This is a genomic window from Gordonia sp. NPDC062954 (genome assembly GCF_044543825.1).
GTDB classification, from domain to species: domain Bacteria; phylum Actinomycetota; class Actinomycetes; order Mycobacteriales; family Mycobacteriaceae; genus Gordonia; species Gordonia tangerina.
Map to the genome: position 1 here is coordinate 36,870 of NZ_JBITWL010000010.1, position 20,958 is coordinate 57,827.

A 20,958-nucleotide genomic window follows, 5' to 3' on the forward strand; every position below is an offset into this window, starting at 1 on the left:
GAGCAGACGTCAGACGGACTGCGCCTGCCACATCCAGTGCAGCTGCTCGAGCTTCGAGACGATCTCGATCAGCAGGTCCTGAGTCACCGGATCGGCCGACTCGGTGGCCTGGACTCGCTCGCGCAGACCGCCGATCACCGACTGCAGGTTATCGATGACCGCGGTGACGACGTCACTATCCTGGGTCCAACCTTCGCCGAAACCCTTGGTGTTCGCGGTTTTCGCGACGGTCTCTGCGCGGCCGTCCGGGCTGACACCGATAGCGGTTGCGCGCTCGGCTGCGGCATCGGTGAACTCGCGCGCGACCGAGACCAACTCGTCGAGTTCGAGGTGAACCGAACGGAACTGACGTCCGACGACGTTCCAGTGCGCCTGCTTGGCGATCAGCGACAGGTCGATCAGGTCGACGAGGGTGTCCTGCAACGCCTTACCGGTGACCGACTTCTGCTCTTCGGTGAGCGTGCTGGTGATGGGTGTGTTGGTGGCCATGGTGGACCGCTCCTTTCCTTGCGTGGGCTGTACGCGTCGGTGCGGGTCGGGTCAGACCCGAACCGTGATGTTGTGCTCGATATTTCCCTTGGTGGCCTTGGAGTACGGGCAGAAGGCATGGGCGCCTTCGGCCAGTTCCTTGGCCTTTGCCTCGTCGAGGCCCGGCAAATAGGTCTCGATGGTGGCGACGAGGGCGAATCCGCCGTCGGCGTCGTCCTTGCCGATGCCGACCGTCACCGTCACTGTCGCCTCGTCGGGCACCTGCGCGCCCGCCTGCTTGGCGGTCGCCCGCAACGCTCCGAGGAAGCACGACGCGTAACCGGCCGAGAACAACTCCTCGGGATTCGCGCCTTCGCCGCTGCCACCCATCTCGGTGGGCGGCCGCATGTCGAGGTCCACCCGGCCGGGCTGCGAGACGACCTGGCCGTCTCGGCCACCCCCGGTTGCCGTGGAGGCGACGGTGTATACGGGATCAATTGCTGCCATGGGCTTCTCCTGACTCACTCGGTGTTGCTGAATCCACTCGGTGTCGCTGGATCACAGTGCGTTCACACGGTTCTGGACGTTTGTTTCGTCATTTTTCTTTCACCGCAACCGAACTGCGACACCGCGGGCATTCACCCCAGTAGGTGACCTCGGCCTCGTCGATGCGGTAGCCGTGATTGTCATCGGGCAGCGCACACGGGGCCTGCCCGACCGCGCAATCGATGTCGACGATCTGTCCGCAGCGACGACAGATCAGATGGTGATGATTGTCGCCCGTGCGGGTCTCATAGCGGACCGGCGAACCGGCCGGCTCGATGCGCCGAAGCAGACCGCGATTCGTACACGCGCGCAGGACGTCGTAGACGGTCTGCGTGGACACCCCGCCGAGGTGTTCGCGGACCCCGGTGGCGACGAAATCCGCGGTCGAGTGCGGGTGATCGTCCAGAATCTCCAGCACCGCGACGCGGGGCGCGGTGACCCGCATTCCCGCTTCGCGAAGCCGTCGATGGAACCGGTGACGATCTGACATGACTCCACTATAGCAGTTTTCTGGAACTAGTCCAGAAATAGGAACAGTTCCAGAAAATGAGGAAAGGCTTGCCTGAACGCGCGCCGCCTCGCGGACTCGGCAGGTTTCACCTATGCTCGGACCCACGAGGTCGTATGTAGCAGCGGGCCAGAGTCCCGCTGTTCGCGTCCGCGGTGTCCTCATCTCTCAGGTACCGCGTCGAAAAGCGCATGCCGCCTCATCACCACGAGAGAGAACGCATGTCCGAGATCACCACCGCCACCCGTCATCGTTCCGTCCGAGCCGACGAGATGGCCGAGCTGCACCGCGAACGCGCGATGGGCGGGCTGGGCACCGAGACAACCGACCGCGAGGTACGACGCATCAGTCTCGCCGACTTCGCGCAGCGCCGCGGGCAGATCGCCGACGACCTCTGGGCGGCGGCAACCGACATCGGCTTCTTCCAGGTCGTCGATCACGGCATCGACATGGCCGAGGTCAACCACGCCTTCGACATGTCGGCGCGATTCTTTGATCTGCCCACCGCGGTGAAAGAACAGTATCCGCTGCGCAAAGGCCAGAACGCGGGCTGGGAATACATGAGCCAGGTTCGGCCGTCGGTCGGCACGCCCGACCAGAAGGAGTCCTTCCAGGTCACCCGCCCGCGGATGGACGGCCTCTGGCCCGGTGAGCACGAACTGGCCGGGTTCCGCGCCACCATCGAGGAATTCGAGCGCAAATGCTGGCGTCTGGCGATGGACCTGCTGAGCTGTTTCGCCGACAAGCTCGGCCTGGACCGTGAATTCTTCACCCGGGCACACGATCCCGCCTCCCGCACCTACCAGAGCACGCTGCGTCTGCTGCACTACTACGCATTTCCCGCCGAGCTGCTCGACGCGGACTCCGCGTGGCGTGCCGGTGCCCACACCGATTTCGACGCCCTGACGCTGCTCTTCCAGCGCACCGGTCAAGGGGGTCTGCAGGTGTTGCCCGGCGCCGAGGCCGACGGTCAGGCCTGGACACCGGTCGAACCCTCCGACGACGCGATCACCTGCAACATCGGTGACATGCTGATGCGTTGGTCCGACGACCGTCTGCCGTCGAACTTCCACCGCGTGCGGGCCCCGCGCCGCGGCGAGTACACCGGGCCGCGCTACACGATCGCCTACTTCGCGCAGGCCAACACCGACGTGGTGATCGAGAGCGCCGCGGGCACGTACCCGCCGATCACGGCCGCCGACTACATCGCGCAGCGCGTCGCGGCCAACTACGGCAAGTAGGGGACGTCGTGACCACACCGGCAACACCCGCCGCACCGGCAGCTCCCACACCCGTGTTCCGCGACGTCACTGTCTACACCGGCGGCGCCTGGCACAGCCATCAGGACGTCCTGGTCGAGGACGGTGTGGTCACGGCGATCACCGCAACCCCACATCCCGGTGATGGCAACGGCCACCTGATCCCCGGGTTCGTCAACACCCACACTCACCTGCAGCAGTCACTGATGCGCGGCATCGCCGAGTGCACACCACTGCTCGAGTGGCTACTCGCCCTCGGCGAGGAGTCGGTGGCCATCACCCCGCGACGCGCCTATCTGGCCGCGGTGTCGGCATGTCTCGAGGCGTTGCGGTCGGGTACCACGACCGTCGTCGAGCACATGTGGCCACACCCCTCGAGCGAAGTGCACGGTGCGGTGATCCAGGCGTTGGCCGACACCGGGATTCGTGCGGTGCTGGGCCGCGGTGTGGCCGACCGTCCGGATGCCACCCGCAAGTGGGGATTCGAGCCACGGCTGATGCAACCACTCGACGAAGTACTCTCGCATGTGGATCATCTGCGCACGCAGGTTGCCGATACGCCGATCTCGATGGCGCTGGCGGTGCCGAACCCGCGGTCGGTGACCGAGACCGGGATGGCCGCGCTACGTGAGTTCGCCCAACGTCACGAGCTCCCGGTGTCCATCCATCTGCTCGAAACCCCCACCGACGACCGGATGTGCCTCGAACACGCCGGCGTCGGTGCGGTGGAGTATCTCGACGGCAACGGGTTCCTGTGGGACCGGGTGCTGGCCGTGCACTGTGTCGAACTCGACGACCTCGGACAACAGATCCTCGCCGAACGTGGGGTGGCCGTGTCCCACAATCCGCTGTCGAATATGCGTCTGGGCAGTGGGATCGCACCGGTTCCGGCCATGATCGAACGCGGCATCCGGGTGGGCCTGGGCGTCGACGGGGCGGCCAGCAACGACACCCAGGACATGCTGGAGAGCTTCCGGATCGCCGCCTACCTGCAGCGGGCGCTACACCGACGCGCGGACCTGCTCGGTTTCGGCGCCATGCTCGACATCGCCTGCGGTGGTGCGAACAGCGCACTCGGCCTCCCCGCGGTGAGCGGTGGGGTCACCGTCGGCGCCCCGGCAGACCTGACACTGTTCCGGTTCGACCGCGACTACGCGACGCTGCCGGTCCGCGACCCCGGTTCATCTGTGCTCACCACCGGCTCACCGAGGATTGTCGACACCGTGATGGTCGACGGCCAGGTGGTGGTAGCCGATGGACACAGCACTCTCATCGACGAGGCCGAGTTCACCAAAGAGCTGCTCGCGTTGGAGAGTTGAGTCTGTTGCGGGTGCGCTATCGCGCCCGGAACATCTTCGTCGGACGCATCCGGGTCGCGTCGGGCAGCCACTGATTGACGTTGCGCCGCAAGGTGAACACACTGGCGACGATGAGCAGAGCGAATTGCAGCCACGCGATGACCGGCATCGCCGACCATACCTCCGGGTAGTCGAAGAGCAGGTCGATGCCGATGGGGATGCACATCAGGTTGATCACCACCGCGGCGAGGAAGAAGTTGCGGCAGTTGCGGCTGTGATGGGTGACCGAGGCCACCAGCAGCGCGTACTCGATCACCAGGAACACCACAATCGTGGCGAGCATGAACGGCGGGAAGAAGCCGGCCAGCGAGTCGACTTGATCCTCCGGGCTGGCATTGCGTGGGTCGTTGACCACCCCTTCGAGCAGGCGTGCCCGCAGCAGGTCGCTGATCATCCCGAGGTTGAGGAATCCGTAGACGACGCTGATCAGCCCGGCGATCGCCGAACCCCACCACGCGACTCGCGCGTGCAGACTCAACGCCGCCGGCGCCGGTCCGGGATCGCCGGGCCGCGGCGGGTACAGATTCGCTTCGTCACGGTCGCGCGACCTGTGCTCGATGGCAGCCATGTCCTCGGCGTCGAGTTCGGCCTGGGTCGGAATCCGATCCGGGTCGTCAGGGTCGGTCATGACGCGATTGTCCCACGGCCATCCCGCCTCACCGCGAGATCTTCAGCATGCGCCCGACGGTTGCCTGCCACATCGTGCCGTCAGGGGCGATGGTGCCGGTGAGTTCGAGCGGTTCGTCGATCGGGCCATCCCCCACCCGGAGCGTGCGCACTCGTTGTCCGGTCGCGAAATCGGTTGCCACGTAATAGACCGGGCCCAGCTGCTGCACCGATCCGGGCACGTACGGGCCGTAACCGAGCGAGTTGATCAGGCCGTCTCCGCGGGTCAGTCGCGGCAGGGTCGCGATCCGGTCGCGGTTCTCCCAGACCCGGCGGCACCCGCTCGGCGACACGTCGATCCGGGTGGACCCACCCACGAACGGGGCATTCGTCGGCACGCTCGGTCCGGTGACCGCCATCGGCGGGTACTGGTAGCCGTAGGTGCTCGGGATCACCAGCGAGTCGCCCCAAGCCAGAATCGAGTTCTCGGTGCCCTGCCCCGGACCACCGAAAGCGGGCATTCGGCAGACCGTGGCGCCGGAATCACTGTCGTAGACGATCAGCTCCGGCCGCGCGGCGTTGTCGACGATCGCTACCCAGCTGTCCCCGCCGGGGCCGAAGTAGGTGGGGGTGGTCCCCGACCCCCAGGTCAGCTGACCGGGACGCCTCGCCGCACCACGGTCGTAACCTCGGCGCCACACCACACGGGGGACGCCGTCGGCGCCGGCGCGCATCTCGTAGAGCGCGTGCGTGGAGAGCACCGAGACCCCCGATTCCCGCACCGACAACCCGTTGCCCAGGTCTTCTCCGGGCCGCAGGTGCATCGAGCGGACTCGGGTGTCGTCGACAGTGCCCACCACCCCGTGGGTGGTCGCGAACCAGATCCGGTTGTCGAAGTCCGGCGCCAGACCGGTGATCGCGTCGCCGTCGGGGATGTGGCCGGAGACGTCCACGCGGTCGTCGACGTAGACCTGCCAGCCAATGGGGGTCTGGCGGTGTGCGACCCGGAGAATCTCACCCGATCCGTCGGCGACGACAACGCGGTCACGGCTGTCGAGGTAGCCGTAGACACCGCCCAGCAGTCCACCCTTGGCCAGCTGCAGCCGTGCCACCGGCGCGGCGGTCTGTGGATCGAACAGGGTGACCGTCGGTACGGCGAATTCCGGTGGCGCAGTGCCCACGAACTGCGTACACAACGACACGGGCATACCGTCGCTGCCGATGAACGTCGCCGCGCAGGCCCCGCCGGGTACCGAGGAACCGGCCAGGCGGGCGGTGCGTCCGGGGCCGCGGAAAGGCGTCGAATCCGTCGACCACAGATCGCCGTGCATCAGCGAGGTGCCGACGGGACCGACCCCGGCGGGCGGCTGCGGCGAGACAGCGGGCGCCGCGCCGGCCGAGGGTGTGGTCACCACCATCGTTGCCGCGATCAGCGCGATGATCGCGGTCCACCTCGACGTCCGCACCGTACCCACCGACCTCATCTCAGTCCCCCACACGGGCGACAGCACATCACATTCCCGATGCGCCCGGAAGCGTCTTGGGCGAGTCGAGCCGAATCAAGTGTCCTACGACGAGTTGTCGGCGTCAGCTGTCGAAATGCGTGAGCAGGAACTGTGTTCCCGGCAGCAATGTCGTCAGCATCGGCAACGCATGGTTGACCACCAGGCCCGGGAAGATCGGCGGGATCTCGTTGGTCACCAGCGCGACGTCGGCGCCCTGCGCGCGCCAATCCCGGTAGAGCTGCTGGACCTGGCCGTACGGGATGACGTCATCGCTGATGCCGCCCTCGAGCAGGACCGGGGCATTGGGCGTCAGGCGACCGATCCGCTGCTCGTCGACCGCCTTCTTGGCTGCCGGGCTCCGGTCTATGACCGCCGAAAGCGACTCCCCGGTACGCGTCCACTGAGTGGTGCGTTGGAACCCGAACGCGAGCCCGGTGTCACCGATGCACTGCGTGGCCACCTGGGAGAGCACGTGCCGTCCAAACGCCGTGGTCTCCCGGTCGAGTACCGGCTGCAGCGACGGATACCGAGCCGCGAGACCGTTGATCGCGTAGCCGATGGCGCCGGCGATGAACGTGCCATCGATCTGCTGGGTCACCTTGGCGAGATCGGCCGGCGGCGCACCGGCATAAGTCGCCTTGACGTTGAGTTCGGGCGCATAGGTCTGCGCCATTTCGGCGGCCGAGGCGGCGGCACCGCCGCCCTGCGAGTACCCGGAGAAGCCCACCGGTGCATCGTCGCCCGCCTTGGCCAGCCGGAGCGCCGCCCGCGCGCCGTCGAGCATGGCGGCACCGGATTCTCGCCGGTTCACGTAGGTGTGCACGCCCGGGGTGCCCATGCCGATGTAGTCGGTGATGAACACGCGGACACCGTTGATCAGCAACAGGTTCAACTCGAGCGCGGTGTAGTTGACCGCGATGCTCGGCTTCGCCGGATCGATGGCGAGGGGGAAGTTCATCATCTTGGAGCCGGCGCACTGGTCGCCTTGTCCCACGGTGCCGGGTCCGAGGACGACCGTCGGCCGCTTGCCGCCGCGCTGCCAGGGCGCGGTGGGCTCCACCAGCGTGCCGGTCACCGCGGCGGGTTTCCCGTCCTGATAGCTCGAGGTGTACATCACCCGGGTGGCCGTGCCCGGCCACTGGTTCGGCACGCCCGGGATCTGCAGCAGCAGCGGACTGGGCTCGCTACGGATGACGGCGCCGGGATCGGTGTCGAACTGCGCGGGCGGTGTATAGAAGTCGCCGGCGGCCGTCGCGGCCGGCGCTCCCACCGCCAGGCCGGAACCGACGACCAGACCGGTGACCACCAGCGCGATGAGTCGCCGTGGTGCCCAGGTAGTGTGCAATCGCCTCATTGAGATACTCCCCCACCTTTGTTTCATTCCCCAGTAAGCTACCGCACAGTAACATATTGGGGTGATCGGGGTCATCTTTCTCGCGATCACCGCGCCCTCGTCGACGCATCCTCCGAGCCCCACCCTCCCCGTCGACTGGGCGCCGTTCCCCGTTCACTGGGCGCTGTTTCTCGTCGGCTGGGCGCTGTTTCGCGTCGACTGGGCATGCGCGGTCAGATCACCAAACCGAGCAGGAGTACGACGATCAGACCGGTCACCGACAACACGGTCTCCATCATCGACCAGGTCTTGAAGGTCTGACCCACACTCATCCCGAAGTACTCCTTGACCAACCAGAACCCGGCGTCGTTGACGTGCGACAGGAACACTGAGCCGGCGCCGATCGCCAGCACGACCAGCGAGGTCTCCCCCGAACTCAACCCGTCGACCAGCCCGAGCATCAACGACGACGCGGTGATGGTCGCGACCGTGGCCGATCCGGTGGCCAGGCGGATGAGCGCGGCCAGCGTCCAGGCGAGCAGCAGCACCGAGATGTTGACGTCCGTGGCCCAGTCGGCCAACAGGGTGCCGATACCAGTGTCGACGAGGACCTGCTTGAAGCCACCGCCCGCGGCCACGATGAGCAGGATGCCGGCGATCGCGGGGAGGGCTGCACCGGTACATTTGGAGATCGTGTCCCGATTCATCCCCGACCCGCGGCCGAGGGTGAACATGGTGATCGCGAAGCTCGGGCGGCGGGTGGTGGGCCCGTCGGCGGGATCGGCGGCGAAGGTATCGGGGATCGGTACCGTCACCCAGCGACCGGCAAAGGTGCCGAACAGCGGCCCGGCCACGATGATGGTCGGGACAGCCACCAGCACACCGAGCGCCAGGGTGGTACCGAGGTCGGCGCCGAGTGCGTCGATCGCGACCAGCGGACCAGGGTGCGGCGGCACGAATCCGTGCATCGCCGACAGACCTGCGAGCGCTGGGATACCGATGGTGATCAGACCCAACCCCGAGCGCCGGGCGACCAGGTAGATCACCGGCATCAGCAGGACGAGGCCGATCTCGAAGAACATCGGCAGGCCGATGATCGCACCGACGAGCGCCATCGCCCAGGGCAACATCCGTGGCGAGGCGTGCCCGACGATGGTGTCCACGATCTCGTCGGCACCACCGGAGTCGGCCAGGAGTTTGGCGAACATCGCACCGAGGGCGATGAGGATACCCACACCGGCCGCGGTACTGCCGAACCCATCGGTGAAGGACTCGAGCAACGTCGGGATCGATTCGCCGGCAACAATTCCGACGGTTGCGGCACCGCCGATCAGAGCGAGGAACGGATGCACCTTGGCGATCGTGATCGCCACGACGATCACCGCGATGCCGGCCAGCGCCGCAACGATCAGCTGCCACCCGGGGGCAATGGGTTCGGGGAGTTCGGCGTCGGCGGCCAGTACCGCCGTTTGTAGGGTCGTCATGACTGGTCGTTCTCCTGAAGAAGGGCGACGGACTGTTCGACGATCGCGTCCACGCTCTGGTCGACGTCGACCACACCGCCGGCCTCGTCGGGGCCGAGCGGCTCGAGAGTGTCGAACTGCGACTGCAGCAGTGTCGCGGGCATGAAATGTCCGGGGCGCGAGGCCTGCCGGCGGGTGATGACCTCGATGGGACCATCGAGATGAACGAAGAAGACCGACGGCGCATGTGCGCGCAGCTGGTCACGGTAGGAGTGTTTGAGCGCCGAACAGCTCACCACGCCGCCGTCGGCGTGCTGCGCCAGCCACTGTCCGATGGATTCCAGCCAGGGACGACGATCAGCGTCGTCGAGGGCGCGACCGGCCGACATCTTCGCGATGTTCTCCGGCGGATGAAAGTCGTCGGCATCGGCGAACGGCGCCCGCACCCGCTGGGCCAGCGCCGCACCTACGGTCGACTTCCCCGACCCCGACACCCCCATCACGACCACTGGTGACCGCATCAGAACTCCTACCTGTTGTGCTTCTGGTCACAGAGATTGCCTCAATAGTCATACTTTTGCAAGTACGAGCGCTCACAAGTACTCATATTCGGTCGATGCGTGGAGTAATGACAAGATGAATGGGTGAGTCAGGACACTTCCGGCATCGGCAAACGGCACGACCAGGTCCTCACGTCGATCGGACGACGCATCGTCGCGGGTGAGCAGCCACCAGGCAGCGTCCTCACCCTCGACGGCATCTGCACGCAGTACGAGGTGTCGCGCACCGTGGCGCGTGAGGTGATCCGGGTCCTAGAATCGATGGGCTTGGTGAGCTCACGGCGCCGGGTCGGTATCACGATCCAACCGCAGACCAAGTGGAGCGTGTTCGACCCCCGCTTGATCCGGTGGCGCCTCGACGGCGACAACCGTGCCGATTTTCTGCTCACCCTGTCGGAGCTACGTCGCGGCTTTGAGCCGGTGGCCGCGGCCTTGGCCGCCGAGCGGGCCGACGAACATCAGTGCCGCATCCTCGCGGCGGCGGTGTCGGACATGGTCGTCCACGGACGCAGCGGCGACCTGGACGCTTACCTACTGGCCGACAAGATCTTTCACCGTGCCCTACTGGAAGCGAGTGGCAATGAGATGTTCCGCGCCCTCGCCGAGGTGGTCTACGAGGTCCTCGCCGGACGCACCCATCACGGCATGATGCCGGACAGGCCGAATCCGGAAGCCATTGCGTTGCACGATGATGTCGCGCGAGCCATCCGCCTGGGCAACCCGGTGGCGGCGGAGAACGCGATGCGCGCCATCATCGTCGAAGCCGCGGCGGCCGTGACCGACGGGGATCGACCGCCGGGTTATAGGTGAAGGGATGTGCGTAGTCCGCGGTCTACGTCGTTGAGCAGGGCAAGAGGAATGCTGCCGGCGTGATCGGTGAGGTCGGCTTTGTTCAGGGTGATCAGGGCGGTGACGTTGACGACGGAGTCTTTGGGTAATCCAGTGGCGGCTGCGGGCAGGAACACGTTGCCGGGCATGGTTGCCAGGTTGGTGTTGGAGGTAATGACCGCTGCGATGACGGTGGCTATGCGGCTGGCGTTGTAGCTGTCGTCGGAGATGACCACGACGGGACGGCGTTTGGCCGGGCGTGAGCCCGATGGTGCACCGAGATCGGCCCAGTAGATGCCGCCGCGTTCGATCACCAGTCGGACGCGGCGAGGACGTTGCGACCCATGGCAACGGCCTCCTCGGCGGAGGAATCAGAGGTAGTGGCCGGTTGTTCGTCGAGTGCGGTGTTGATCTGGTGGGTGATGGAGGTGGCGTCGAGGGTATCGAGATAGCTGCCCACGGCGCGAGCGAACAACTCCGAGCGACTCAGGCCGAGCTCTCGGGCTCGGCGCGTTGCTCGTTCGAAGGTGTCGTCGGGGATCGAGATGGCGGTCTTCATGCCTAGAGTATAACCCGGTATTACCGGTATGCGTCCGTACAAATCCTTCGGCGACCCCCCGTCCCCCTTGTCTGCGACGCCCATCTGGGCGGCCGGTCACCAAGACGAAACGCCCGCCACGACAACCTGTGTCGTGGCGGGCGTTAACGTGGCGTCGAAGTCTAGACGAGCAACTCGGCGATCTGAATCGTGTTGAGTGCAGCGCCCTTTCGCAGGTTGTCGCCGCTGACGAACAGCGCGAGACCGCGGCCGTCCGGCACACCCGGGTCCTGCCGGATTCGGCCGACCAGCGAGTTGTCCTTGCCCGCCGCCGCCAGCGGGGTCGGCACGTCGGAGAGTTCGACTCCGGCTGCGGCGCCGAGGATCTCCTGCGCCTCCTGCACCGACAACGGGTTTGCGAACTCGGCGTTGATGGACAGCGAGTGCCCGGTGAACACCGGCACCCGCACACAGGTTCCGCTCACCAGCAGGTCCGGCAGACCCAGGATCTTGCGGGACTCGTTGCGCAGCTTCTGATCTTCGTCGGTTTCGCCGGAACCGTCGTCGACCAGCGAGCCGGCCATCGCGAGCACGTTGAACGCGATGGGCGCGACGTACTTGTCGGGTGCCGGGAAGTCGACGGAGCTGCCGTCGTAGACCAGCTTCTCGGCGTCGCCGACCACGGCGCGGGTCTGCGATGCGAGTTCCTCGACACCGGCCAGCCCACTACCGGACACCGCCTGATAGCTCGAGACGATGAGGCGCTGCAGACCGGCCGCGTCGTGCAGCGGCTTGAGCACCGGCATCGCGGCCATGGTGGTGCAGTTCGGGTTGGCGATGATGCCCTTGGGCGGGTTCTTCGCCAGCTCGCCGTTGACCTCGGACACCACCAGCGGGACGTCGGGGTCCTTGCGCCAGGCCGAAGAGTTGTCGATGACTGTCGCACCGGCTGCGGCGAACCGCGGCGCCTGCTCCTTGGACATGGTGCCGCCGGCAGAGAACAACGCGATGTCGAGGCCTGCGGGGTCCGCGGTGGCCGCGTCCTCGACGACGATCTCGCCGTCGCCCCACGGTAGCTTTTTGCCCGCCGACCGCGACGACGCGAAGAACCGAACCTCATCGGCCGGGAACTTGCGCTCGGCCAGCAGGGTACGCATGACGCCACCGACCTGGCCGGTCGCGCCCACAACTCCGATACTCACCATTTCTATCGCCCCGTTCCCCCGTAGACGACGGCTTCCTCGTCGCCACCGAGATCGAACGCCGCATGCAGCGCGCGCACGGCGTCGTCGAGTTCGGTGTCGCGGCACAGCACCGAGATGCGGATCTCCGAGGTGGAGATGAGCTCGATGTTGATGCCGGCGTTGCTCAGCGACTCGCAAAAGGTGGCGGTGACGCCGGGATGGCTCTTCATGCCGGCGCCCACGAGCGACACCTTGCCGATGTGATCGTCGTAGAGCAGATCGGTGAAACCGATCTCGTCCTTGAGCTTGGTCAGCTTCTCCACGCCGAGCGGGCCGAGCTCGCGCGGCAGGGTGAAGGTGATGTCGGTCTTGCCGGTGTCCACCTTGGACACGTTCTGCAACACCATGTCGATGTTGATCTCGGCGTCGGCGACCGCGCGGAAGACCCTGGCCGCGTAGCCGGGCTTGTCATCGAGGCCGACCACAGTGATCTTGGCTTCGCTGCGGTCATGGGCGACGCCGGTGAGAATGGCTTCTTCCACGGGAATGTCCTCCATCGAACCGGCGACGAGTGTGCCGGGTTTTGTCGAGTACGACGAGCGCACATGAACAGGGGTGTTGTAGCGGCGCGCATACTCCACGCAGCGCAGCATCAGCACCTTGGCGCCACAGGCGGCCAGTTCGAGCATCTCCTCGAAGGAGACGGTTTCGAGACGCTTGGCATCGGGCACGATGCGCGGGTCGGCGGAGTACACGCCGTCGACATCGGTGTAGATCTCGCAGACATCAGCCTTGAGCGCCGCAGCCAGCGCGACCGCCGTGGTGTCGGAGCCACCGCGACCGAGCGTGGTGATGTCCTTGGTGTCCTGGGCGACACCCTGGAAACCGGCGACCAGCACGATCTTGCCCTCGTCGAGGGCGCTACGGACGCGGCCCGGCGTGACGTCGATGATCTTCGCCTTGCCGTGGCTGCTGGTGGTGATGACACCGGCCTGCGAACCGGTGAACGACTGCGCCTGCGCGCCCAGCGAGCTGATCGCCATGGCGACCAGCGCGTTGGAGATGCGTTCACCGGAGGTGAGCAGCATGTCCATCTCGCGCGGCGGCGGAGTCGGGTTGACCTGCTGTGCCAGATCGAGGAGTTCATCGGTGGTGTCACCCATTGCGGAGACCACCACTACGACGTCGTTGCCCTGCTTCTTGGTCTCGACGATGCGCTCGGCGACACGGCGGATCCGCTCGGCCGTTGCAACCGAGGAACCGCCGTACTTCTGCACAACGAGTGCCACGTCGACCACCTTTCGGGGGTTGTCGGATGGTGCATCGCCCCAGTTCGGAAACGCTCGACGTTGAGCAGCGGGGCGAACCTTAGCGGCCATCACCTTACCGGCGGCGACCTTTCTGCCCGAATCCACCACCCTCGGCCACGTGATCCCAGACACATATCCGGGCACGGTCGGCGGCGTCTGCCGGTCGATTCCCTCGGATGGACTGTGATCGCCCGGCGATGGCCCGGCGAGTGTGGTGGTCGACACGTCGCCTGTCGTCCTACCATCGCTGAGGTGGCCACCGGAACCGACGTCGGTGCCTCCGCACGCGGTGGGCGCGTGCCGCGGCGCAACTCAGCCTCCCCCACCGCACCCACGTCCGGTGGCCGCAGCGTATGGGAGTTCTTCGCTCGTCCGGCGGTCCGCAGTTGGATCGAACCGATCCTCGTGTTCCTGGCCATCCGGGCGGTCGGGATCGCCGTGTTGGCGCGATTCGCCCAACTCCGCGACACGACCCTGGGCGACTCCCTCTGGCTGTGGGACGGGCAGTGGATGGTCGCGATCGCCGAGTACGGCTACCGCGACGTCCCGTTCACCCAGACCGACGCCCGCGGTCTGCACACCCCGGACACCGCCTACGCGTTCTTCCCCGGATATCCCTTGCTGGTCGGGGCGGTGGCGAAACTGCCGTTGATCACCCCCTACGGCGCCGCGATCACCGTGAACGTCGTGTTGGGATGTGTGGCCGCAGTCGGCGCGGCACGATTGGGCCGCTGGTGCGCCCGTCTGATGGCCGATCGCTCGCCGATCGGCCCGGCGAATCCCCGGCGTACGGGACTGCTCCTGGTGGCGTTGTTCGCGGCCACGCCGATGTCGGTGGTGCTGAACATGGCATACACCGAGGCGCTGTTCTGCGCGCTCGCGGTGTGGGCGTTGATCGGGGTCCTCGAACACCGTTGGTTGCTGGCCGGCACATGCGCGCTGTTGGCCGGCGCGACGCGGCCGACCGCGGTGGTGGTGGTCGGGGTGGTGATGCTGGCGGCCGTGCTGTCTCGCCGGGATGGCTGGCGGGCCTGGGCGGCGGTCGCGATCAGCCCCCTCGGCTATCTCGGTTACCTCGCGGTGGTGTGGTGGCGAACGGGTTCGCCGACGGGCTGGTTCCGCATACAGACCGAGGGCTGGGGCACCCGGTTCGACTGGGGACGCTCGACCTTCGACTTCGTCAACGACACCCTCGTGCATTCCGGTGAGGTGGCTCCGGTCGCGACCTCCTGGATCATCGTCAGCACGCTCGGGATGCTGGTGCTGGCGGTGTGGTCGCGAATGCCGTGGCCGGTGCTGCTCTACGGGGTGTTGGTGGTCGCGTCGATCGTCTTGTCGAGCGGACTGATGATGAGCCGCGGCCGACTGCTGCTGCCGGCCTTTGTGCTGCTAATACCCCTCGCGGTGATCATGGCGCGGTGGCGGGCGGGGGTGGCCGTTGCGGCGATGGTGCCGATCGTCCTCGGCAGCGCGTGGTTCGGCGCACACATGCTGACGGTGTACCCGCACGCGATGTAGGAGACCACCCCAGCCGGTCTTTGAGAGACAACACCCCGCGCCCGACGGTACCCGAAATGCACCCCAGCAAAGCGCCCTCGCCAGCTGCGCGGTTGACACTATGCCGATGGCGCCGCTGTGGTGGGCGCATTTCTGGGGCGCATTTTTCGGAAGTATTGGCTTCGCCGGCGCGTCTCAGCCCTCGCCGCGGGCGGCGAACCCGGCACACAGGTAGGCGATGCCGTCCTCGAGGCGGGCTCGGGGATCGACCAACCGCGCCGACACCGGGTTGGCGCCGAGCGAGGACAGGTGCGGAGCCAGCGCCTTTGGCTGCCCGGCGATGAGATCGGCCAGACCGTCGGGCCCCTCGGACGGTTTCTCCGCCCGCAACAGGTCGTCGCTCACCGCCACCAGCGCGACGCCGTGCACGTGACTCCATACCGTCAGCGCCATGCCGGTGGCCTCGACGAGGTCGACACCGAGGTCGAGGAAACCCGCGGCGAACCAGTCCAGGCAGCGCAGCGATTCGTCGCCGAAACTGTGCCGCGGCGAGGAGTAGGCGAGCACCACCCAGGGGTGGCGCCGGTACAACTCCCAGTCGATGTCGACCACCACCCGGACGCGGTCGCGCCAGCCCCACGGCCCGGGATCGGCAACCGGATAGGGAAACCGGCGACCGATCTCCTCCGACATCTCCTGCAGCAACGCATCCTTGTCGTCGACGTGGCGGTACAGCGACATCGCCCCGACACCCAGGTCATCGGCGATCCGCCGCATCGACAACGCCCCGATCCCGTCGCGATCGGCCACCGCGATCGCGGCGTCCACGATCGCCTCCAGCGTCAGTTTCAGGCTCGCGGCCCCCTTGTCCGCTGATGCCACCGACCGCTCCTTTCCGCATCACCCACGCAGGCGTCATCATCTGCGGGAATAAATGAATTGCGTACAGCGTACCCACATGGAGTACCGTCATTGCGTACGGCGTACGCGACCGGGTCGTCGTCGCCGTCCCAGCAGATCCAAGGAGCGTTGTCATGTCCGTCCTCACCCCCTCGTCCGATCGGCACCGGAACCCGTCCGGCACCGATCGACGTATGTGGTGGGGCCTGGCGGTGCTCACCCTCCCGGTCCTGTTGGTGTCGATGGACTTCTCCGTCCTCTACCTCGCGATCCCCGCCATCACCGACGCCCTGGCGCCGACCGCCGCGCAGCAGCTGTGGATCCTCGACATCTACGGCTTCCTGATCGCGGGCCTGCTCATCACCATGGGCAACGTCGGCGATCGCATCGGTCGGCGGCGTGTGCTGCTGATCGGCGCGGGCATGTTCGGCGTGGCCTCGGTGGTCGCCGCGTTCGCGCCGAACGCGGCGGTACTGATCGCGGCGCGGGCGTTGATGGGTGTCGGCGGTGCCACCCTGATGCCGTCGAGCCTGTCGCTGATCGCGAACATGTTCCCCGACGCCCGCGACCGTGCGAAGGCGATCGGCGTGTGGACCGCCGCCTTTGCCGGCGGCAGCGCGATCGGACCGGTGGTCGGCGGCGTGTTGCTGCATCACTTCTGGTGGGGTGTGGTCTTCCTGATCAACGTGCCGGTGCTGGCGGTGCTGTTCGTCGCCGCCCCGCGTCTCGTCCCGGAATACCGGGCGCCGGTGGTGGCCCGCTTCGACGTGGTGGGCGTGGTCCTGTCGTTGCTGGGCATCCTGCCGCTGGTGTACGCGGTCAAAACGATGGCCGCCGAGGGCACCGACGGCGGAGTGGTCGCGATCGGACTGTTCGGCGTGACGATGTTGGTCGCCTTCCTGGCCCATCAGCGCCGCGCGCCCGCCCCCCTGCTGGACCTCGCCCTGTTTCGCAACCCGCAGTTCAGTGCGGCCGTCTCGGTGGCACTGGTCGGCATGATGGCGCTGGGCGGGATGTCGTATCTGACCGGTGTGTACCTGCAGTCGGTCCGCGGTTTCGACGTCCTGACCGCGGCGCTGGCCGGTCTGCCGATGGCAGTCGCCGTGGCCGTGTTCTCCATCGGCGCGTCCCGGGTGGTTGCGGCGTTCGGCCTGCGTACCGCCTTCGTCGGGGCGGTGCTGTTCGCCGCGCTCGGCAACCTCGGACTGGTGGCATTGTCGCTGTCCAGCCCCCTGGGGGTGTATCTGCTGTTCACGTCGATCGCCGGCATCGGGTACGGCATCGTGTTCAGTCTGGTGTCCGATGTCGTCGTGGGGTCGGTGCCGGTGGAACGCTCCGGTGCCGCGTCCGGCATCTCCGAGACGAGTTTCGAACTGGGCACCGCGATGGGACTTGCCCTGCTCGGATCGCTGGCGACGTTGGTGTTCCGGGAACGCTCCGACGGCTGGAGCTTCGGCGACACCCTCGGCGACACGCTGCACCGGGCCACCGAGATGGGCACCGGCGGAACCGAACTCGCCGACGCCGCCCGCGTTGCCTTTGTCGATGGGATGCACGCGGCGTCACTGGCGAGTGTGATCGCGCTCGGGGTGCTCGCAGTGGTCCTGACCGTGGTCATGCGCACCCGCACCGCGTCGCGGACCGAGGACCCGACGTCACGCACCGCAGCGCCCGACACCGAGGTCGCCGACGTGGACGCCGTGCGCCCGTAACCTGGCGGCGTGCACGAACTCATCGCCAGTCGGCGCAGCGCGCGCGGCTACGACCCCGACGCCACCATCTCCGCCGACGACCTCACCTCGATCCTCGAGGCCGGACGCTGGGCACCCACGTGGGGACGCGTGCAGCCGGTGCGGTTCATGGTCGGCGTGCGCGGCGACGCCACGTTCACCGGGCTCACCGAGATCCTCACCCGCGGCAACGCGGGGTGGGCGCCCGCGTCGGCGGCCCTGGTGCTGGTGTGCACGGCCGCCGAACCCGACGATGAGAAGGCACGCACCTATGCTGCCGTCGACGTGGGTTTGGCTGTGTCGCAGATGATCCTGCAGGCGCAAGCAGCCGGTTTCAACGGCCACCCGATGGCCGGATTCGATCCCGACGCGGCTCGGGCCAGGTTCGCCATTCCCGACGAGAGACGTCCGCTCGTGCTGCTCGGTATCGGCCAGATCGCCGACCCCGAGGCCGTGGCGCCCGACATCCGCGAACGCGACGCACGTCCACGCACGCGCCTGCCCCTCGATGAAGTGGCCTTCGCCGACACCTGGGGCAGCCCGTATCCGGCAAATGACCGACCTTGGCCAGAGGGCATTTGATCCGCGACCGTGGCGGGGAGTACAGTCCAGCACATGCAGCGTGCACTCCTTCTCGGTTGCCGCGGCGGGGTCTGATTCGACCGGCCCTCCGTCGCGGGGCCCTTTCACGCGCCGGTCTTCCTCCCCCGATCTGATTCACGGAGAATGACCCATCATGGCAGCAGCAGACAGCTTCACCTCCGGCACGAGCCGCATCGTCGAGCCCGCCGGACCGATTCCCGCAGACCAGCCGGTCTGGAACACCCAGCGCAGTTCGGCGATGCCGGTACACCGCTATCGCCAGTTCGCCGACGAGGTCGAGAACGTGTCGGTACCCGACCGCACCTGGCCCGACCAGACCATCACCACCGCACCGCTCTGGTGTGCGGTCGACCTGCGCGACGGCAACCAGGCCTTGATCGACCCGATGAGCCCGGCCCGCAAGCGTCGGATGTTCGAGTTGCTGGTCCGCATGGGCTACAAGGAGATCGAGGTCGGCTTCCCGTCGGCGAGCCAGACCGACTACGACTTCGTCCGCGAGATCATCGAGGACGGCGCCATCCCCGACGACGTAACCATTCAGGTGCTGACCCAGTGCCGACCGGAACTGATCGAGCGGACCTTCGACGCGTGCCGCGGCGCCAACAAGGCCATCGTGCACTTCTACAACTCCACCTCGGTGCTGCAGCGCCGAGTGGTGTTCCGCGCCGACAAGGACGCGATCACCAAGATCGCCACCGACGCCGCCCACAAGGTTCTCGAGGAGCAGCAGAAGTACCCCGACACCCAATGGCGTTACGAGTACTCGCCGGAGTCCTACACGGGCACCGAGCTGAGCTATGCCAAGGAGGTGTGTGACGCCGTCACCGAGATCATCGCCCCCACGCCGGAGAACCCGATGATCCTCAACCTGCCGGCGACCGTCGAGATGGCCACCCCGAACGTGTACGCCGACTCCATCGAGTGGATGCACCGCAACCTCGCGCGACGCGACTCGATCATCCTGAGTCTGCACCCGCACAACGACCGCGGAACCGCCGTCGCCGCAGCCGAACTCGGCTACCAGGCCGGCGCCGACCGCATCGAGGGCTGCCTGTTCGGCAACGGCGAGCGCACCGGCAACGTCTGCCTGGTCACCCTGGGCATGAACCTGTTCAGCCGGGGCGTCGATCCGCAGATCACCTTCTCCGACATCGACGAGATCCGGCGCACCGTCGAGTACTGCAACCAACTCAACGTGCCCGAACGCCACCCCTACGGCGGCGACCTGGTGTACACCGCCTTCTCCGGCAGTCACCAGGATGCGATCAACAAGGGCCTCGACCAGATGAAGTACGACGCCGACGACACCGACCAGGATATGGACGACATCCTGTGGCAGGTGCCGTATCTGCCCATCGACCCGAAGGACGTCGGCCGCACCTACGAGGCGGTCATCCGCGTCAACAGCCAGTCCGGCAAGGGCGGTGTCGCCTACATCATGAAGGCCGACCACGGCATGAACCTGCCGCGCCGGCTGCAGATCGAGTTCAGCAAGGAGATCCAGAAGATCACCGACGGCGAGGGCGGTGAGGTCAACCCGAAGGAGATGTGGGACGTCTTCGCTGAGGAATACCTGAACCCGATCCGCCCGCTGGAGCGGATGCGCCAGAAGGTCGATGCCGCCGAGGTCGATGGCGGCGAGGACTACATCACTGCCGTGGTCAAGGTCGACGGCGTCGAGCGGGAGATCAGCGGCAGCGGCAACGGCCCGCTCGCAGCCTTCGTCGACGCACTGTCCACCGTCGGTTACGAGGTTCGGGTGCTCGACTACAGCGAGCACGCGCTGACCTCCGGCGGCGATGCAAGCGCGGCCGCCTACGTGGAGACCGAGGTCAACGGCGAGACCGTGTGGGGTGTCGGCGTCGCATCGTCGATCACCACGGCGAGCCTGCGCGCGGTGGTGTCGGCGGTCAACCGCGCCTACCGGGTGGCCGGTCCCGACCGCGGCGCCGACACCGAGACCGCGCCGCGGACCTGGGCTCCCTGATCCGCCGACACGACCTGGCCGGCGCAGTCCGGACAGATCACCCCGCGTGCGTCCCCGACGCCGCACGATGACTCGCGATGCCCGGACGACCTCCGCGCGCATCGTGGCAGAGACTGGGCCGGAACCCATGTGAAGCGGGCGATCCCCGCCGAGGAGTTCCGGCCCATTCTCGTGCTCGGGCGCGCTCTGCAGGCAATCACCCGTTCCGGATGACGACGCGCGCGCGGATCGTCGAACACAATCGAGACCAGGTCATCTCGGTGAGCCCATCGCACCGAGGGCCGCCCGTCGCCGGCGAGGAGGAGCGTATGACCACCCCGCCCGGAACCGATTCACACGACCTGGGTCCGATCGATTATCTGGTCGTCGAACTCCCGCACGGAACAACGACTCTGACCAACAAGATGATCGATCACATCGCGCGATCGGTCGCGGATCGCACGCTGCGAATCCTCGAACTGCTCATCGTCGGGCGGGACAGCACCGGCCATGTCACGGTCACCGAGTTCGAAGATTTGGCCGACGCAGGACTGCGTGGTCTGGACGTCTCACTCGTGGAGATACTCGCCGTTGAGGATGTGGAGAACCTGGCCGGCGCGATCGCGCCCGGCCGGTGTGCGGCGGTCATCGTGTGGGAATACCTGACGGCGGCATCCTTCAGCGCCGCAGCCCGCGAGTCCGGGGCGAAGCTGGTGGCACAAGGACGAATTCCGACGCAAGCGATCGCCGCAACCCTGCGTGGTGACGACGACAACGACTGAGACGTGGCCTGGCC

The 20,958-nt window shown here is 66.9% G+C and carries 21 protein-coding genes; 8 read left to right on the forward strand and 13 right to left on the reverse strand.

Features of this window, described 5'->3' with window-relative positions; genetic code table 11:
* Positions 1–9 precede the first annotated feature (9 nt).
* The 3 genes from ACIGKQ_RS11810 to ACIGKQ_RS11820 form a co-directional block, all read right to left on the reverse strand.
* Positions 10–489 carry a Dps family protein gene (locus ACIGKQ_RS11810; protein ID WP_235721737.1) on the reverse strand — a complete coding sequence of 160 codons (480 nt, stop codon included), beginning with the start codon at positions 487–489 and terminating at the stop codon, positions 10–12.
* 51 nt (positions 490–540) lie between these two features.
* The gene (locus ACIGKQ_RS11815; RefSeq protein ID WP_235721736.1) at positions 541–975 is read right to left on the reverse strand and encodes an organic hydroperoxide resistance protein; all 435 of its coding nucleotides are present in this window, start codon (positions 973–975) and stop codon (positions 541–543) included.
* Between the two features lie 88 nt (positions 976–1,063).
* The gene (locus ACIGKQ_RS11820) at positions 1,064–1,504 is read right to left on the reverse strand and encodes a Fur family transcriptional regulator (RefSeq protein WP_396573720.1); all 441 of its coding nucleotides are present in this window, start codon (positions 1,502–1,504) and stop codon (positions 1,064–1,066) included.
* A gap of 239 nt (positions 1,505–1,743) precedes the next feature.
* Here ACIGKQ_RS11820 and ACIGKQ_RS11825 point away from each other — a divergent pair, with 239 nt between their 5' ends.
* Positions 1,744–2,763, forward strand: coding sequence for an isopenicillin N synthase family dioxygenase (locus ACIGKQ_RS11825; protein WP_396573721.1), 1,020 nt, complete (start codon positions 1,744–1,746; stop codon positions 2,761–2,763).
* 8 nt (positions 2,764–2,771) lie between these two features.
* Positions 2,772–4,100 carry an amidohydrolase family protein gene (locus tag ACIGKQ_RS11830; protein WP_266063433.1) on the forward strand — a complete coding sequence of 443 codons (1,329 nt, stop codon included), beginning with the start codon at positions 2,772–2,774 and terminating at the stop codon, positions 4,098–4,100.
* 16 nt (positions 4,101–4,116) lie between these two features.
* On the opposite strand, the gene ACIGKQ_RS11835 is transcribed toward ACIGKQ_RS11830, so the two are convergent.
* From ACIGKQ_RS11835 to ACIGKQ_RS11855, 5 genes are all read right to left on the reverse strand, one after another.
* Entirely contained in the window at positions 4,117–4,767 is a 651-nt protein-coding gene (locus tag ACIGKQ_RS11835) for a hypothetical protein (RefSeq protein ID WP_396573724.1), read from the reverse strand.
* A 28-nt stretch (positions 4,768–4,795) separates the two neighbouring features.
* Positions 4,796–6,163 carry a hypothetical protein gene (locus ACIGKQ_RS11840; RefSeq protein ID WP_396573851.1) on the reverse strand — a complete coding sequence of 456 codons (1,368 nt, stop codon included), beginning with the start codon at positions 6,161–6,163 and terminating at the stop codon, positions 4,796–4,798.
* A gap of 169 nt (positions 6,164–6,332) precedes the next feature.
* A complete protein-coding gene (locus ACIGKQ_RS11845) occupies positions 6,333–7,604 on the reverse strand; it encodes a lipase family protein (RefSeq protein ID WP_235721731.1) in 1,272 nt (423 codons plus the stop codon).
* A gap of 212 nt (positions 7,605–7,816) precedes the next feature.
* The gene (locus tag ACIGKQ_RS11850) at positions 7,817–9,067 is read right to left on the reverse strand and encodes a GntP family permease (protein ID WP_396573727.1); all 1,251 of its coding nucleotides are present in this window, start codon (positions 9,065–9,067) and stop codon (positions 7,817–7,819) included.
* Positions 9,064–9,567, reverse strand: coding sequence for a gluconokinase (locus tag ACIGKQ_RS11855; protein ID WP_235721729.1), 504 nt, complete (start codon positions 9,565–9,567; stop codon positions 9,064–9,066). Before ACIGKQ_RS11855 ends, ACIGKQ_RS11850 begins: the two co-directional genes overlap by 4 nt.
* Before the next feature lie 123 nt (positions 9,568–9,690).
* Between ACIGKQ_RS11855 and ACIGKQ_RS11860 the strand changes: the two genes are divergently transcribed.
* Positions 9,691–10,416 (forward strand): FadR/GntR family transcriptional regulator, encoded by a 726-nt coding sequence (locus tag ACIGKQ_RS11860; protein ID WP_235721728.1) that lies wholly within the window; start codon positions 9,691–9,693, stop codon positions 10,414–10,416.
* On the opposite strand, the gene ACIGKQ_RS11865 is transcribed toward ACIGKQ_RS11860, so the two are convergent.
* From ACIGKQ_RS11865 to ACIGKQ_RS11880, 4 genes are all read right to left on the reverse strand, one after another.
* Positions 10,407–10,751: a type II toxin-antitoxin system PemK/MazF family toxin gene (locus tag ACIGKQ_RS11865; protein ID WP_235721727.1), complete on the reverse strand. Its 345-nt coding sequence runs from the start codon at positions 10,749–10,751 to the stop codon at positions 10,407–10,409. The genes ACIGKQ_RS11860 and ACIGKQ_RS11865 overlap by 10 nt on opposite strands.
* On the reverse strand, positions 10,745–10,993 hold the full coding sequence (locus tag ACIGKQ_RS11870; protein ID WP_266063430.1) for a CopG family transcriptional regulator: 249 nt from the start codon (positions 10,991–10,993) through the stop codon (positions 10,745–10,747). Before ACIGKQ_RS11870 ends, ACIGKQ_RS11865 begins: the two co-directional genes overlap by 7 nt.
* A 161-nt stretch (positions 10,994–11,154) precedes the next feature.
* Positions 11,155–12,177, reverse strand: a complete 1,023-nt coding sequence (locus ACIGKQ_RS11875; protein WP_328715214.1) for an aspartate-semialdehyde dehydrogenase — start codon at positions 12,175–12,177, stop codon at positions 11,155–11,157.
* A 2-nt stretch (positions 12,178–12,179) separates the two neighbouring features.
* The gene (locus ACIGKQ_RS11880) at positions 12,180–13,445 is read right to left on the reverse strand and encodes an aspartate kinase (protein ID WP_235721724.1); all 1,266 of its coding nucleotides are present in this window, start codon (positions 13,443–13,445) and stop codon (positions 12,180–12,182) included.
* Between the two features lie 273 nt (positions 13,446–13,718).
* Between ACIGKQ_RS11880 and ACIGKQ_RS11885 the strand changes: the two genes are divergently transcribed.
* Positions 13,719–14,984: a hypothetical protein gene (locus tag ACIGKQ_RS11885; protein ID WP_372474938.1), complete on the forward strand. Its 1,266-nt coding sequence runs from the start codon at positions 13,719–13,721 to the stop codon at positions 14,982–14,984.
* A gap of 174 nt (positions 14,985–15,158) precedes the next feature.
* On the opposite strand, the gene ACIGKQ_RS11890 is transcribed toward ACIGKQ_RS11885, so the two are convergent.
* Positions 15,159–15,845, reverse strand: coding sequence for a TetR/AcrR family transcriptional regulator (locus ACIGKQ_RS11890; RefSeq protein WP_266063428.1), 687 nt, complete (start codon positions 15,843–15,845; stop codon positions 15,159–15,161).
* Positions 15,846–15,997: 152 nt separating this feature from the next.
* On the opposite strand from ACIGKQ_RS11890, the gene ACIGKQ_RS11895 reads away from it, so the two are divergent.
* The 4 genes from ACIGKQ_RS11895 to ACIGKQ_RS11910 all read left to right on the forward strand — a co-directional run bounded on the left by ACIGKQ_RS11895 (position 15,998) and on the right by ACIGKQ_RS11910 (position 20,944).
* Positions 15,998–17,575, forward strand: a complete 1,578-nt coding sequence (locus tag ACIGKQ_RS11895) for an MFS transporter (protein WP_396573731.1) — start codon at positions 15,998–16,000, stop codon at positions 17,573–17,575.
* A 9-nt stretch (positions 17,576–17,584) separates the two neighbouring features.
* Positions 17,585–18,175 carry a nitroreductase family protein gene (locus tag ACIGKQ_RS11900; protein WP_396573733.1) on the forward strand — a complete coding sequence of 197 codons (591 nt, stop codon included), beginning with the start codon at positions 17,585–17,587 and terminating at the stop codon, positions 18,173–18,175.
* A gap of 154 nt (positions 18,176–18,329) precedes the next feature.
* Positions 18,330–20,183 (forward strand): 2-isopropylmalate synthase, encoded by a 1,854-nt coding sequence (gene leuA / locus ACIGKQ_RS11905; protein ID WP_396573735.1) that lies wholly within the window; start codon positions 18,330–18,332, stop codon positions 20,181–20,183.
* Between the two features lie 308 nt (positions 20,184–20,491).
* Positions 20,492–20,944 (forward strand): DUF6325 family protein, encoded by a 453-nt coding sequence (locus ACIGKQ_RS11910; protein ID WP_235721719.1) that lies wholly within the window; start codon positions 20,492–20,494, stop codon positions 20,942–20,944.
* Positions 20,945–20,958 lie beyond the last annotated feature (14 nt).

What these genes read in the sequence shown, in the direction of transcription:
- ACIGKQ_RS11815 (WP_235721736.1), bottom strand. Translation starts at nt 975, where the DNA reads ATGGCAGCAATTGATCCCGTATACACCGTCGCCTCCACGGCAACCGGG.
- ACIGKQ_RS11855 (WP_235721729.1), bottom strand. Translation starts at nt 9,567, where the DNA reads ATGCGGTCACCAGTGGTCGTGATGGGGGTGTCGGGGTCGGGGAAGTCG.
- ACIGKQ_RS11845 (WP_235721731.1), bottom strand. Translation starts at nt 7,604, where the DNA reads ATGAGGCGATTGCACACTACCTGGGCACCACGGCGACTCATCGCGCTG.
- ACIGKQ_RS11835 (WP_396573724.1), bottom strand. Translation starts at nt 4,767, where the DNA reads ATGACCGACCCTGACGACCCGGATCGGATTCCGACCCAGGCCGAACTC.
- ACIGKQ_RS11875 (WP_328715214.1), bottom strand. Translation starts at nt 12,177, where the DNA reads ATGGTGAGTATCGGAGTTGTGGGCGCGACCGGCCAGGTCGGTGGCGTC.
- ACIGKQ_RS11810 (WP_235721737.1), bottom strand. Translation starts at nt 489, where the DNA reads ATGGCCACCAACACACCCATCACCAGCACGCTCACCGAAGAGCAGAAG.
- leuA (WP_396573735.1), top strand. Translation starts at nt 18,330, where the DNA reads ATGGCAGCAGCAGACAGCTTCACCTCCGGCACGAGCCGCATCGTCGAG.
- ACIGKQ_RS11910 (WP_235721719.1), top strand. Translation starts at nt 20,492, where the DNA reads ATGACCACCCCGCCCGGAACCGATTCACACGACCTGGGTCCGATCGAT.
- ACIGKQ_RS11870 (WP_266063430.1), bottom strand. Translation starts at nt 10,993, where the DNA reads ATGAAGACCGCCATCTCGATCCCCGACGACACCTTCGAACGAGCAACG.
- ACIGKQ_RS11820 (WP_396573720.1), bottom strand. Translation starts at nt 1,504, where the DNA reads ATGTCAGATCGTCACCGGTTCCATCGACGGCTTCGCGAAGCGGGAATG.
- ACIGKQ_RS11840 (WP_396573851.1), bottom strand. Translation starts at nt 6,163, where the DNA reads ATGGTGGTGACCACACCCTCGGCCGGCGCGGCGCCCGCTGTCTCGCCG.
- ACIGKQ_RS11895 (WP_396573731.1), top strand. Translation starts at nt 15,998, where the DNA reads ATGTCCGTCCTCACCCCCTCGTCCGATCGGCACCGGAACCCGTCCGGC.
- ACIGKQ_RS11825 (WP_396573721.1), top strand. Translation starts at nt 1,744, where the DNA reads ATGTCCGAGATCACCACCGCCACCCGTCATCGTTCCGTCCGAGCCGAC.
- ACIGKQ_RS11850 (WP_396573727.1), bottom strand. Translation starts at nt 9,067, where the DNA reads ATGACGACCCTACAAACGGCGGTACTGGCCGCCGACGCCGAACTCCCC.